This window comes from Cytobacillus mangrovibacter, assembly GCF_042865275.1.
GTDB classification, from domain to species: Bacteria; Bacillota; Bacilli; order Bacillales; family Cytobacillaceae; genus Cytobacillus; species Cytobacillus mangrovibacter.
This window is the reverse complement of sequence record NZ_JBIACJ010000007.1, coordinates 249,612-262,199: the sequence shown is the minus strand read 5'-3', so window position 1 is coordinate 262,199 and position 12,588 is coordinate 249,612. Positions and strand designations below refer to the sequence as shown.

General features: G+C 35.9%; 15 protein-coding genes. 7 read left to right on the top strand and 8 right to left on the bottom strand.

Going from position 1 to position 12,588, the window contains the following annotated elements:
* Positions 1–146: 146 nt before the first annotated feature.
* From ACFYKT_RS14810 to ACFYKT_RS14800, 3 genes are all read right to left on the bottom strand, one after another.
* Entirely contained in the window at positions 147–578 is a 432-nt protein-coding gene (locus ACFYKT_RS14810; RefSeq protein ID WP_389221112.1) for a DUF4181 domain-containing protein, read from the bottom strand.
* 79 nt (positions 579–657) lie between these two features.
* Entirely contained in the window at positions 658–1,944 is a 1,287-nt protein-coding gene (locus tag ACFYKT_RS14805) for a histidine--tRNA ligase (RefSeq protein ID WP_389221109.1), read from the bottom strand.
* A gap of 249 nt (positions 1,945–2,193) precedes the next feature.
* On the bottom strand, positions 2,194–3,435 hold the full coding sequence (locus ACFYKT_RS14800; RefSeq protein ID WP_389221106.1) for a CynX/NimT family MFS transporter: 1,242 nt from the start codon (positions 3,433–3,435) through the stop codon (positions 2,194–2,196).
* A gap of 547 nt (positions 3,436–3,982) precedes the next feature.
* Here ACFYKT_RS14800 and ACFYKT_RS14795 point away from each other — a divergent pair.
* From ACFYKT_RS14795 to ACFYKT_RS14775, 5 genes are all read left to right on the top strand, one after another.
* Positions 3,983–4,420: a GNAT family N-acetyltransferase gene (locus tag ACFYKT_RS14795; protein ID WP_389221103.1), complete on the top strand. Its 438-nt coding sequence runs from the start codon at positions 3,983–3,985 to the stop codon at positions 4,418–4,420.
* 148 nt (positions 4,421–4,568) lie between these two features.
* Positions 4,569–4,847 (top strand): hypothetical protein, encoded by a 279-nt coding sequence (locus tag ACFYKT_RS14790; RefSeq protein WP_389221100.1) that lies wholly within the window; start codon positions 4,569–4,571, stop codon positions 4,845–4,847.
* Positions 4,848–5,212: 365 nt separating this feature from the next.
* A complete protein-coding gene (locus ACFYKT_RS14785) occupies positions 5,213–5,581 on the top strand; it encodes a GntR family transcriptional regulator (protein ID WP_389221098.1) in 369 nt (122 codons plus the stop codon).
* Positions 5,578–6,477, top strand: coding sequence for an ABC transporter ATP-binding protein (locus ACFYKT_RS14780; protein WP_389221095.1), 900 nt, complete (start codon positions 5,578–5,580; stop codon positions 6,475–6,477). Before ACFYKT_RS14785 ends, ACFYKT_RS14780 begins: the two co-directional genes overlap by 4 nt.
* Positions 6,474–7,157 (top strand): hypothetical protein, encoded by a 684-nt coding sequence (locus ACFYKT_RS14775; RefSeq protein WP_389221092.1) that lies wholly within the window; start codon positions 6,474–6,476, stop codon positions 7,155–7,157. Before ACFYKT_RS14780 ends, ACFYKT_RS14775 begins: the two co-directional genes overlap by 4 nt.
* Positions 7,158–7,247: 90 nt before the next feature.
* Here the strand turns inward: ACFYKT_RS14775 and tatA are convergent, their stop codons facing one another.
* From tatA to ACFYKT_RS14760, 3 genes are read right to left on the bottom strand one after another with little or no spacing between them, the layout of a single operon-like run.
* Entirely contained in the window at positions 7,248–7,454 is a 207-nt protein-coding gene (tatA, locus tag ACFYKT_RS14770; RefSeq protein WP_389221089.1) for a twin-arginine translocase TatA/TatE family subunit, read from the bottom strand.
* Positions 7,455–7,476: 22 nt separating this feature from the next.
* Positions 7,477–9,192: a GMC family oxidoreductase gene (locus ACFYKT_RS14765; protein WP_389221086.1), complete on the bottom strand. Its 1,716-nt coding sequence runs from the start codon at positions 9,190–9,192 to the stop codon at positions 7,477–7,479.
* 44 nt (positions 9,193–9,236) lie between these two features.
* Positions 9,237–9,989, bottom strand: a complete 753-nt coding sequence (locus ACFYKT_RS14760) for a gluconate 2-dehydrogenase subunit 3 family protein (RefSeq protein ID WP_389221083.1) — start codon at positions 9,987–9,989, stop codon at positions 9,237–9,239.
* 110 nt (positions 9,990–10,099) lie between these two features.
* Between ACFYKT_RS14760 and ACFYKT_RS14755 the strand changes: the two genes are divergently transcribed.
* Complete coding sequence (locus tag ACFYKT_RS14755) at positions 10,100–10,819, top strand: hypothetical protein (protein WP_389221079.1); 720 nt, start codon at positions 10,100–10,102, stop codon at positions 10,817–10,819.
* A 97-nt stretch (positions 10,820–10,916) separates the two neighbouring features.
* Here the strand turns inward: ACFYKT_RS14755 and ACFYKT_RS14750 are convergent, their stop codons facing one another.
* Together ACFYKT_RS14750 and ACFYKT_RS14745 are read right to left on the bottom strand one after the other, a co-directional pair.
* Complete coding sequence (locus tag ACFYKT_RS14750; protein ID WP_389221076.1) at positions 10,917–11,441, bottom strand: GNAT family N-acetyltransferase; 525 nt, start codon at positions 11,439–11,441, stop codon at positions 10,917–10,919.
* Positions 11,442–11,568: 127 nt separating this feature from the next.
* Positions 11,569–11,709, bottom strand: coding sequence for a hypothetical protein (locus tag ACFYKT_RS14745; RefSeq protein WP_389221073.1), 141 nt, complete (start codon positions 11,707–11,709; stop codon positions 11,569–11,571).
* A 55-nt stretch (positions 11,710–11,764) separates the two neighbouring features.
* On the opposite strand from ACFYKT_RS14745, the gene ACFYKT_RS14740 reads away from it, so the two are divergent.
* A complete protein-coding gene (locus tag ACFYKT_RS14740) occupies positions 11,765–12,553 on the top strand; it encodes a hypothetical protein (RefSeq protein WP_389221070.1) in 789 nt (262 codons plus the stop codon).
* The last annotated feature ends 35 nt before the right edge of the window (positions 12,554–12,588 follow it).

The window sequence follows — 12,588 nt, the reverse complement described above, 5'->3', positions numbered from 1 at the left end:
GGCTTTACTATTCCTAATGCTTAGAACCCCATCCCTTTTTACTAATTTCTAACATAGATCTTACTCCATTAAAAAAGTCATACCTTAGATAGTATGACTCTCTGATCATTTATTCTACTATAAAATTTATCTTTAATTAAAGATCGTTAACCAAACCAACCGAAAAAATCTGTCGTAAACATCGATATTACTAAAATAGAAGCGAAAACTAATTGGCTAACGGTTACAATATATGCTTTTTTATTTGCTGCATATTTCCATTCCATAAATGCCCTTAAAGTTTCAGTTACAAGGATAAAAATAAGCATAGCGATTGGTACAAATTGCAAATACAAAAATCCCCCTACCGGATCGCTCATGCTGTAAATGTAAAATCCAAATAGAATGACAACAAAAGTAATCCTAATCATCCATTCGATTTTTTTGTGTTTCTCATTCACATGATTATATGAAAAGAATTTCTTTTTCTCTACTTTCAGTAATTTTCTCATGAATATATCAAACAAAACAAACACAAGAATAATAATGGCTATCAAAAGAATTAATTTCAGAAAAAAGCTAGCTTCTAACCCATACAAAAATTCTCCCCTCCCCAGCTTAACTTTACCACATATAACCAATTAACCCAATTGTTTTCCCTATTTATTTGTTCAATACTTATTTTTTAAACTCAAATTCTTCTGTCCTTTCTTCACCAGAAATCATATCTTTAATTATAAATTGATTATTATTAACTTCGTCTTCACCAATGATGATAACATTACGAATGTTTTCCTTATTTGCTTTATCAAGAGCCTTCCCAATTTTCTTGTCACTTAGCTCCAATTCAACATTATAACCCTTATTCCTTAAATAACTTGCCAGTAGCAGTGATTCTTTCTTTGTATTCATTGGGATAATATAAAAATCCACTTTCAATTGTTCAAAAATACATTTGTTTAATGAAGTAATAGCAGAATAAATAACGTCTAAGCCAAATGAAATGCCTACTGTTGAAAATGTTTCATCCGTTCCTAACAGTCCACCGATTGCATTGTCGTATCTACCTCCACTTCCGATGCTGGATTTGATTGATTGATCCAATAGAAAGATTTCATAAATGGTACCCGTGTATATTTCTAAGCCTCTTGCTAAAAATGGATTGAAGACACATTCCCCTTTTATATCAAGATATTCCAAATACGTATCAAGCTCTCTTAATTCGCCTAACCCCTGCTTAACAAGTTCATTTTGTTTGGAAGCTCGTTCAAAATAGCTATAACTTATATTATTTTTATCGATCAAAAACTGTTCAATTAATTTAATAGGTGACTTTGCCAATCCCAGACCATTAAGCTCAGAAATCACTGATTTCACTCCAACTTTTTCAAGTTTATCAAGGATTAGTACAACGTTATTAATCAACTTTTTATCTGTTTCAAAAAATTCTAGCATTCCTGTCAATAGCTTTCGATTGTTATATTGGATTGTTACAGCCAAATCAAGCTTATTAAAGGCATCTAAAGCCATTTTCATTAATTCGGCTTCTGCTATCTGAGATTCGACTCCGACAAGATCGACATCGCATTGAGTAAATTCACGGAACCTCCCCGTTTTTATTGGGCCATCTCTAAATACCTTTCCAATTTCATATCGTTTAAAAGGCATGCGTAATGTAGGGTTCATTGCAACGACCTTTGCAAATGGGATTGTGAGATCGTATCTTAAGGCAAGATCTCTTCCACCTCTATCTGATAATGTATACATTTCCTCTAAAATTTCAGACCCGCCGCCATACTTTGAAGCAAGCAATTCAGTATAATTTAATATGGGTGTTTCCAGAGGTTTGCAGCCATATTGGACAAACGTATATTCTAAAATCTTTGTTATTTCCTTTCTTACCTTTTCAGCATTTGGTAAGTAATCTTGTGTACCTTTTACATTTTGATAATTCATTTTTCTCATTTTCAGTTACCTCCACCTATTTTTTTGTAAAATAAAAAACCGCACTTGATATAAGTGTTGAACTTAATCAAATACGGTTTAATGATAAATAGCCTTCCTATTTGCGATTTATAAAAAATCGTATAGCAAGGCTAATTTAAATGATGATGTAATTGACACAATGAAATCATTTTCTTATAAGTAACCATTATATTCCACCTCTAATTTCCAATTACATTATCATATTCTAAGAAAAACAGCAAATAATTATTATTTGTTAGACGCGATATATTGATTTCTCGCTGCACCTAGTCCGAATAGCAAGAGTAAGATCGATGCGCCAATCAAAATGAGAAGTGGAATCGTCCAGCTATTTGTTACATCATGTATATATCCGAATAGTGCTGGCCCAGATGCAGCAAGCAGATAACCGACTGATTGCGCCATACCAGACAGTTCTGCCGCCTGCTGTGCATTCTCTGTACGCAAGCCAAAGAACATCATAGCTAAACTAAAGGCAAATCCTCCACCCATTCCTAATAAGATTACCCACAAAACAATCAAACTCGTACTCCCGTAAAGCAATCCAAGGGTTCCAATAAAAAATAAACTAGACGTAATGAAAACTAAAGAACGCTGACTGGACATTCGTCCAGCAATAATTGGAACGATAAATGTAAACGGAAGCAAGGCTAACTGCATGATGGAAAGTATCCAGCCAGATTGATCTGAACTTATTCCTTGTTGCAACAGAATTTCTGGAAGCCAGGCGATAAGTACGTAAAACACCATCGATTGTAAACCCATAAACAATGATACTTGCCATGCTAACGAAGAACGCCAAATGTTTACATTGCTTGAAGATGTTTGATTATGAACAGATGCTGCATTCTCATTGCGGCGTTTCATTTGAGGCAGCCAAAATAAAATAGATACAAAGCTTAGAATTCCCCATATTCCCAATGCACCTTGCCATCCAAACCCTAAACCAACAGCAATCGGCACACTAATACCTGATGCCATGGCACCAAATAAATTCATAGAAATAGAATAGACACCCGTCATTAAACCAATTCGTTGCGGAAATTCCCGTTTAATGAGACTAGGCAATAATACATTACACACGGAAATAGCCATTCCAATTACAGCTGTCCCGATATATAAAGTAGCAACTCCTGAAAGGGAACGCAGGATAATGCCAATGGAGAGAACAATGATGGAAACTAAAATAACCGGTTCCATCCCAAACTTTCTTCCTAATTTGGGTACAATCGGTGAAAAAAGCGCAAAAGCAAGTAAAGGCAGCGTGGTAATCATACCGGCCATTGTATTTGAAATATGCAATTGATCCCTAATAAACCCTACTAAAGGTCCTACTGAAGTTAAAGGTGATCGTAAATTTGTTGCGATAAAGATAATCCCTACGATGATCAGCCAAACAGCTGCTGATTTTTGAACGCTTGGATTTGACTTAATATCCTGATTAATCCGAGCTTGACTTATTATATTCATGTTGTTCCTCCTGGTGCTTTTAGAAAATAATCTATTTTCTTTTTACTATATTTTTGATGTATACTCCGCTTGTTAGAGTAAACTATTTTATCATTAAAGTATACTCTAATAGATAATTTTTGAATTATTAATTCCTTTAAATAGGGTTTTCATCAGATTACCAAGCATGAATAACCCCCTATTCATAAATAGTAAAGGGTTTACCTTAGAGATACATGGCCTTTCGGTAGCCAAACACCTCTATTGACGACCGAACTCATTGGATTTTATTCATTTCAGTAGCCAAGCATCCCTATTGGAGACCGAACTCATTGGGTTTTATTCATTTCAGTAGCCAAGCACCCCTATTGGAGACCGAACTCACTGAGTTTCCTTCATCTCAGTAGCCAAGCACCTCTTATTCCTAAATTGATAGAGGGTTATTCCTTATAGTTGCGATAATAAGATTCCATATTAATAATTTTGTATTTATATAAGGAGGATTTCACGATTGATACTAGAACTTTCTTATACATATTCAAGTACTTTTATAAACTGGAGGTATAACATGATTGATGTTAGAACTATTGAACCTGAGATGACTTACAATCTAAGGCATTCCGTTTTACGTCCCCATCAGACGGTTGAGGACTGCAAATATGATACTGACATTGAGAGTGGAGCTTTTCATGTTGGCGCATTTTATCAAGGGAAGTTAATTAGTGTTGCTTCCTTTTGTCTAGAAAGAAATCTCGATTTCTCTTATGAAAAGCAGTATCGATTGCGGGGAATGGCAACTTCTGAGGAATATCGAAAGTTAGGTGCCGGAAGAACTCTAATTGCTTTTGCCGAAAATTTAATTAAGAAACAAGGAATTGACTTATTATGGTGTAAAGGAAGAACGACTGTTCAAGCATACTACAACAAATTAGGTTTTGAAGCCCATGGTGAGGTTTTTGACTATCCTCCAATTGGCCCTCATATTATGATGTATAAAAAATTGTAAGTATTTAAATCAACACTATTTGAAAATAAAAATCGCAGTGTGCATCAAATGGATATTTGCCCAATTGATAGGAAACGATAACATTATCGATTGCGGTCAAATATCCACATGACCTCCTTCACATTTAACGAATAAGGAAGGTAATATAATGGATTTTCCTTTAATACACACAAACTTTTGGGATGCAATTATAGCCGTTCCAGTTGTAATGACCGTTACCCAATTACTTAAAGTCTTTTTTAAAGTACCAAAAATATATATTCCAACTATTGCACTTGCTGTAGGACTAATCATTTCTGTTTTTATAAGCCACCGTCACAATTTAGTTGCTGGACTTTTTATGGGATGGTTCTATGGTTATGCCGCTATCGGTTCATATGCTTCATTGAAGACAACCATTATCACCTATAGGAAAAAGAAAAATTAAGGCAATCGTATAATTAAAGTCTTCTTCAAAATTCTAAAACCAGCTCTCTTTCCCCGTGTCTCCTAAATATTTAGCATTAGAATTATATCTTTAACAGGTGCCACCCCTTTCCAAAACCTTTCCCGTTTTCTCTATTCTAATTGATCTTGGTCATCATTTACTCTTATGTAATATGATGACTATTCCACCACCTATTTATCCCCTACCAGCTGTCATTAGTGATATTTCAATCTGTAGCTCCGCTAACCCCCTAAATTAATAATTTTCCAATAATTTCACTTTTATTTACGATTGACTATTGACTCCAATTCATTAACGTTGTATGGTTAGTTACATAAGTAATTAACCAATATGGTGGTGAGCAAGTGAAACAATTAATTGATGATGGTCGCCCTATCTTTCTACAAATTTCAGAACGTATTGAAGACGACATTATTGATGGTGGATTGCCAGAGGAATCGCAAGTTCCATCGACTAATCAATTCGCCTCATTTTACAAGATTAATCCTGCAACTGCAGCGAAAGGCGTCAATCTATTAGTGGATGAAGGAATCTTATATAAAAAGCGAGGGATTGGAATGTTTGTTATGAAGGGAGCACGTGAAATAGTCATTAACAAGCGAAGAGAACAGTTTTTTGAACAGTATGTGATTACGATGGTTCATGAAGCAAAAAAACTTGGGATTACGGTAGATCAATTAACCGATATGATTAAAAGAGGTGAACAGAAATGACGAAAAAGGTAATCGAGGTTAATAAACTTGATAAATCATACGGAGAATTCAAAGCAGTTGATGATGTCAGTTTTACAATAGAGGAAAATAAAATTTACGGTTTACTCGGAAGAAATGGTGCTGGCAAAACAACGCTAATGAAGATGATTACAGCACAAGTATTTCCAACCAGTGGCCAATTAAAAGTTTTCGGTGAGCATCCTGAAGAAAATAAGAAGGTATTAAGTCAAGTCTGTTTCATTAAAGAGAGTCAACAGTATCCAGATAATTTCCGGGTGATTGATATTTTAAATGTCTCAAAATCAATCTTTCCTAATTGGGATGAGGAATATGCACATTCTTTAATAAAGGATTTTAACCTTCCATTAAAAAGGAAACCAAAAAAGCTATCAAGAGGCATGCACTCTGCAGTCGGGATTGTTATTGGCCTAGCAAGCAGAGCGCCGTTAACAATTTTTGATGAGCCCTATTTAGGCTTGGATGCTGTATCTAGGGGGTTATTTTACGATAGACTAATGGAGGATTATTCAGACCATCCACGTACGATTATCCTTTCGACCCATTTAATTGATGAAGTTAGTAACCTACTTGAGCACATTCTCGTGATTGATAAAGGGCAACTAATTATTAATGAAGAGGCAGAAAACTTACGTGGAAGTGCGTATACGGTAACTGGGCAAGCATCGAAAGTAGAGGCATTTCTAATAGACAAAGAGGTTATCCATCGGGAACCGTTTGGTGGATTACTTTCTGCTACAGTAATGGAAAGTAAATACAGTACAATTCACAATCAAGGGGCAGCTAATGGACTAGAAATTTCTCCTGTGTCTTTACAGCAATTAGTTGTTCATTTAACAAAGGGAGAATCTACTCATAGGGGAGCGAATGCTGAATGAATATACAAAGTGTATTAAAAATGTACTCTCAGGATAAATTGACTTGGTTCTTAATACCCAATATTATCCTTTTCTCAGTGTTTCTTTTCACTTTATTAGTGAGCATACTTATTTCAGCTGGTGAACAAATTTACACCGGAGGAGCTTCCTACATCTTTTTCTATATGTTGATCATTGGAATAACGGTTGTAAAACAGACCTTCCCTTATGCAATCGGGATGTCAATTAGAAGAACGGATTACTTCCTTGGTACAGTTGCAATGAGTGTAGCTACAAATATATTATTTGGAATATTGCTAGTGATCCTGTCCTTTATCGAAAACGCAACAAATGGATGGGGCGGCCGAGTGCATTTCTTTCACTTCCCCTACTTGAATGATGGAACATTATTTGAACAATTAATGATCTATATTATTGTATTGATTCATTTATTTTTTCTCGGATTCCTAATATCCAGCTTTACTCGTCGTTTTGGAGGAAAAGGTCTTCTTATTGCAGCAATATCACTATTATTAATAATAAGTGCTGCATTATTGCTAGTAAACTATTACGGAGCTTGGATAAATATTTTTAATTGGTTCGCCACCCATACAGCTATCCAAATAGCTTATACGCTCATATTACCTACTTTATTATTTATTGGGTTATCTTATTTGATGCTGAGAAAAGCAACAGTGTAAATATTTAGGGACACGTTGACAAATACGTGTCCCCTTTCGGCTTTTTACTTATTAATCCTTTATGGATCATCGCGTTCCTTTTAATTTACACTATTTATCCTCATATAGTGAATGTTGTTTTTTCTTCGTTTCGATAACTTCCTCTTCATCATCAATGATGGAAGTGGCAGTTCGTTTGAATTCGGATAATGTCTTTCCAAATGCAGATCCGATTTCTGGAAGCTTCTTTGGACCAAAGACTATTAAAGCAATGATTAGAATCAATATTAAGCCAGGGATTCCTATATTCGATAACATATTTTCTCCCTCATTTCGTCGATTAAGCTAGGATGCCGCCCTTTTGTTTATAGGATAAAATACCTTCAGCTGCCCGATAAGATAACGCACCAACTGTTCCAGTAGGATTATAACCACCATTATGGGCAAAAGCTGAAGCACCAATAACAAAGACATTTTCAGCATCCCACATTTGCAAATAATTATTAACGGCAGAAGTATTCGGATCTGCTCCCATAATAACACCGCCTGTATTATGAGTAGATTGATACGTTGTAATATCGTAAGGACCTAGCTCATTCATCGAATCAATCTGGTCTGCTCCCATTTCTTTCATGATTTCTACGCATCGGTCAGTTAAATACTTCGCCAGTTGGCGATCCTGTTCCTCAAAATCGTATGTAATCCGAATAAGCGGATCTCCAAATTCATCCTTATAGGTTGGATCAAGATCCAAATAATGATGCTTAAATGGCATACTGGACCCTTGTCCTCCAACGGATAGCGTACGATTGGCATATTTTATTGAATTTGCTTTAAACTCCTTGCCCCATGACGGAGTTCCTTTAGGCACCTTGTTATTTGAAATCGGTCTTAAACCTGTTTGAGATATGGCAATGGAGCCTCCATGAATAAATTGTAGATTGGAATGATCAAAGTTATCTCCATTATAATCATCAATCACCATCCCTAATGAACCTGCACCAGCAAAAGTATTAAACTCTTCTTTTTCAAAGAAACCTGTCGCATTTCCTTTTTGAACTTGGTAAGCGTAATTTTTTCCGATGACTCCTGTACCTGTCATTGGGTCATATGGACGGCCAATGCCTGATTGCAATAGTAACCGAACATTATTAAACACATAGCTAGTTAACACAACAATATCCGCAGGTTGTTCAATTTCTTCTCCGGTTGTTGTATCTACATATAAAACTCCAGTTGCCTTATTACCTGTTTTTAACACGCGTCTTACATTAGAATGCGTACGAATTTCGAATTTCCCTGTCTTTTTTGCTACTGGAAGAACGGTAACTACAGGATCTGCTTTTGCTCCATATTCACACCCAAACCTCTCGCAATAAGCACAATATTGACATGCAGCACGCGATACCCCGTCCGGATTTGTGTAGGCCTCGGAAAGATTTGCAGAAGGTCGATTGTATGGATGCAGTTTTAGATTTGTTGCTGCCTTCTTAAACATTTCAAGTGATGGTGTTGTTTTCATCGGTGGGGTCGGATATGGACTGGATCTTTTCCCGCCTAGCGGGTTCTCTTCTCCAGAAATCCCAGCCATTTTTTCAAATTTATCGAAATAGGGCTCCAATTCATCATAGGTAATTCCCCAATCTTGAATGGTCATATCCTTTGGAATCTTTTTTTCACCGTATCTCTCAATTGTTTTGCTGCGAATTTCAAAATCATAAGGTAGAAAACGATAGGTTTGCCCGTTCCAATGAACACCCGATCCCCCTAGTCCATCCCCTAATAGGAATGATCCATATTGCCGCATAGGCAGCGCACGGATCTTCTCATTTCCTCTGAATGAAATCGTTTCTTTCGAAAGATCCTGCATCAGTTCGTATCTTAACGCATAACGCAGTTCATCATGCACCATAAAATAATCTTCAGTTTTTCGTTCTTTCCCTCTTTCTAATCCGACACAATTCAAGCCTTGCTTCGTAAGCTCGGCAGCGATAATTCCACCTGCCCATCCAACGCCAACGATAACAACATCAATCTTTGGTAATTTCTTTGCCATTACAATCACCTCATTCGTAGTTCCATTTGTGGGAAAACTCCTAGCTAATGTCCTAGGTGATCCTTTAAACTTACCGGAGGAATCACTGTGAATTTTTTATCTATGATACCCGTATAGGCCATTTGACTGCCTGGGTAGTTCCTCATTTTCCAGCCCTCCATATTTCGGTTTCCGCTGTATAATGGGTCACTATACGCCCCTTCTAATGTACTGCTCCTTAGCATAGAAAAAAATCCGCTTGCAGAAATCGTTGTAAGATTGACTTTGTCCTCTGCAAAATCTGTTAAAATATCGTCTTGTTCTTCCTCACTCAGCTCAATAAAACTCTTTTTATACTTCGTTAAACTATGATTTTGCAGTTCTCGTAAACCAATATCAAATATTTCACGACGCTTAATTCGACCTTGATACCCCTGGACTTTTTCACCCTTGAAGAAAGGAGGCTGCATGTATTCCCTTGAATTAAAGCCCCATTCTCCACTTAGCTGATGATCAATAAAGAAGGCCACACCTAATCCTTTCGCACCTGGTCCATTATCATCGGCTGGAAAAATACGTTCGGTTGCTGCTTCAACTATTTTAAATTGCTCTTGAGTAAAATACATTAATGCTAAATTATAGTTTTCAGTTTTCTTGTCGACCTTAACATTTTCTACATTGGTTTTCTCTTTAAATGGAATTAAACTGCCCAATGCACCACCTACTGCCAAACCTCCAAGCGCTATACCAGAACTCTTAAGAAACCTGCGACGCGAAAGAGATTCATTCTTATCCTGATGATTGGTGTTTTCTGGCATAAAGTCCACCTCCTACATTTTAAGGATAGATTGCCCGGAAAAAATCTATTCATACATGAAAAAAATTTGGGCAAGATACCATTAAATCTAATTTTTCGAGGTGGAAAATAATGAAAATAATCTGGAAAAATACGTTAATAATTAGCGGATTTTTATTCCTCACTGCATGTGCAGGTCAGGAAAATGCAATTGATGAAACGGTTAAAGCAGAAGGAGGTCAGCAGCATAATACACATGGAGTAAACGAAACAAGCGTCTATGATACAAGTGTGTCAACTAGAAATATAAATGATGGCTTAATTATTCCAAGTGAAAACGGGGAAAAAAGACAGACAACCGATGAACATGGAGGAACCTCTCATGGAGCAGGAACGAATGTATACAGCTTAATTGGGAGCTCAGGATTACATGATGGAGGAATCTCTTCCCATCTTGAATCAAGATTAGGTGGTGAAGGAATCAACGGAATCAAGGTGTTTGTTCTGGATGACACGGTTATTCTTGCACGAGCAACTCCTGAAGTGACCTCCACTCAATACGATTCCATGCAGGAACATATCCTGAATGGTGTGGATGGAATGTCTAGAAAAGACCAAAACCAAGCAGATACAGTTAACATTGCTGCCGATGAAGAGGATGATAACCTCATTAAAGCTAAAAGTTATATGAACAAGGTCTTTAATGGCAATGTGCAAACGCTAACGGTAACAAATCCTGCGGCTATCGTTCTGATTGAAAAGATTAAAAACGATATAAAAGCAGATTCTGTTCCATATGATGAAGTATCAAAAGATATTATTACACTCATCAAAATGACAAAGGAAAAATAGACAATAAAATAATATTTCTAAATCAAAAAAACGCAGGTAAATTACTGCGTTTTTCCATTATTTTTTCGTTTGTATATAACTTTTTATTTAAAATAGGCTAGACCAATTTATACATCAAAATGTCATCTACATATAATTCCTCACTGAACTTCACTTCTTTAATCTTTCGCCCCTCTTCTATAAATCCAATACTTTTATATAAGGAGATTGCCCTGTGATTCGTTGATAAGACACCTAAACTTACTTTCTCAATTAGAGGGTTTTGTTTAGCCCAGTTTAATAGTTCTGTAATAAGGAGTTTACCAATACCCATTTCTCGATAATCTTTTTTTATCATAATAAAAAAATGACCAGTATGGGCAAGCCTTTTCGTATTTTCTGACCGAAATACAATTAAACCAATTACTTTCCCTTTGCTTTCTGCAACAATAATTGTTTCTCTTTCATTCTCTAAAATTGTTTGTATCCAACTTCTTTGCTGCTCCGTTGTTTCATTAAATTCTTCTATTACAGAAATCATAAATTCATTTTCTGAAATTACTTCCTTTTGAATTTCAAACACAGCCTCTGCATCATCTAAATTTCCTGTTCTTAGGGCAACTTGAATATTAATTTCTGTCATCTATGTATCCTCCGTATATCTTTTTTCACTTTAACTTTATCAAAAAAACTCCTTCATTTGAACGTTCCCTGCCTGATTTCATTAAAAGTTTTCTTCAGTTCAGTAGCCAAGCATCCCCAATTGATTATCATTTTTCTGTTCCTTTCTCATTGATCAGGGGATCCTCATCTAAAGTGAATTTGTCTTCTTCCTTTGTTAACTTGATCCTCATATTTTTATGAATGATTGCAATTGGATTTTCTACAAGAACTTCATTTAATCCGTTCAAATATATCGTATAACTCCCTCGCCAGAGTAGAAACATATGGTGAGGTGATAAGATTATGTTAAAAACGAAGAAAAAAGTTATTATTTGTTTTTCCATGATTTTATATTTATTTTTATTCAGTCCTTCACCCCATTCAAAAGCGAGTGAAACGACAGGTGAAGATAAGCGAATTCAAGAACTGGAACGGCGTTTAGATAACCTTGAACCACCGCAACCTACATCTATCATTGATTCACCTTTTCCCTTTGAGACAGGTACAGAAGTCTATTTTCCTACCGATATCATTCCTATCTCTGAAGTGTTAAAGCAAGGGACAAAAATTCCTTTTAAAACGATAAAAACCGATTCGAACTATATAAGACCCATTTACGAAGAACAATGGCATAGCACCTATTGGGGAGGAAGATGGAGTTATATGCCATCTCGAATTCATTATGCTCTCCATCGGCTATTCACTTTTTATGATATTGGGCTTTCAGGAGAATTAAATTTCCAACAGAATATAGGAATTACGTTTCCCACATTTCAGAATGAAACAGACCTTGACCTATATTTAATTGTTTTTCAAACAGATGTGACAGGTATTTATACAAAAGGGAATCAAGTGGTTGTTGTCGGAACACCAAAACGAACTGGAGTAAAAGTATTAACAATTAAAACGGGCGATCTGCAGCCCAGTAACAAGGAAAAATATTTATTAGTTCAATTAGCCACTAATGGAGGCGAACTTGACTATTCTCTAATTAATTATCAACCACCAGATTTTTGGTTCAAGCAAAAACAAAAAGCAAATAAGCATAATAATTCCGAATGGGACGGTGTTTCGTCTCACGTGTCCCAGTAAGATAATTTAAAGAGCAGCGAAAAAAGTTGAACGTT

Bases quoted from the DNA above. Each gene is read 5' to 3' on its own strand.
- ACFYKT_RS14780 (WP_389221095.1), top strand. From the start codon at position 5,578: ATGACGAAAAAGGTAATCGAGGTTAATAAACTTGATAAATCATACGGA.
- ACFYKT_RS14750 (WP_389221076.1), bottom strand. From the start codon at position 11,441: ATGACAGAAATTAATATTCAAGTTGCCCTAAGAACAGGAAATTTAGAT.
- ACFYKT_RS14765 (WP_389221086.1), bottom strand. From the start codon at position 9,192: ATGGCAAAGAAATTACCAAAGATTGATGTTGTTATCGTTGGCGTTGGA.
- ACFYKT_RS14740 (WP_389221070.1), top strand. From the start codon at position 11,765: ATGTTAAAAACGAAGAAAAAAGTTATTATTTGTTTTTCCATGATTTTA.
- ACFYKT_RS14800 (WP_389221106.1), bottom strand. From the start codon at position 3,435: ATGAATATAATAAGTCAAGCTCGGATTAATCAGGATATTAAGTCAAAT.
- ACFYKT_RS14755 (WP_389221079.1), top strand. From the start codon at position 10,100: ATGAAAATAATCTGGAAAAATACGTTAATAATTAGCGGATTTTTATTC.
- ACFYKT_RS14775 (WP_389221092.1), top strand. From the start codon at position 6,474: ATGAATATACAAAGTGTATTAAAAATGTACTCTCAGGATAAATTGACT.
- ACFYKT_RS14760 (WP_389221083.1), bottom strand. From the start codon at position 9,989: ATGCCAGAAAACACCAATCATCAGGATAAGAATGAATCTCTTTCGCGT.
- ACFYKT_RS14805 (WP_389221109.1), bottom strand. From the start codon at position 1,944: ATGAGAAAAATGAATTATCAAAATGTAAAAGGTACACAAGATTACTTA.
- tatA (WP_389221089.1), bottom strand. From the start codon at position 7,454: ATGTTATCGAATATAGGAATCCCTGGCTTAATATTGATTCTAATCATT.
- ACFYKT_RS14795 (WP_389221103.1), top strand. From the start codon at position 3,983: ATGATTGATGTTAGAACTATTGAACCTGAGATGACTTACAATCTAAGG.
- ACFYKT_RS14790 (WP_389221100.1), top strand. From the start codon at position 4,569: ATGGATTTTCCTTTAATACACACAAACTTTTGGGATGCAATTATAGCC.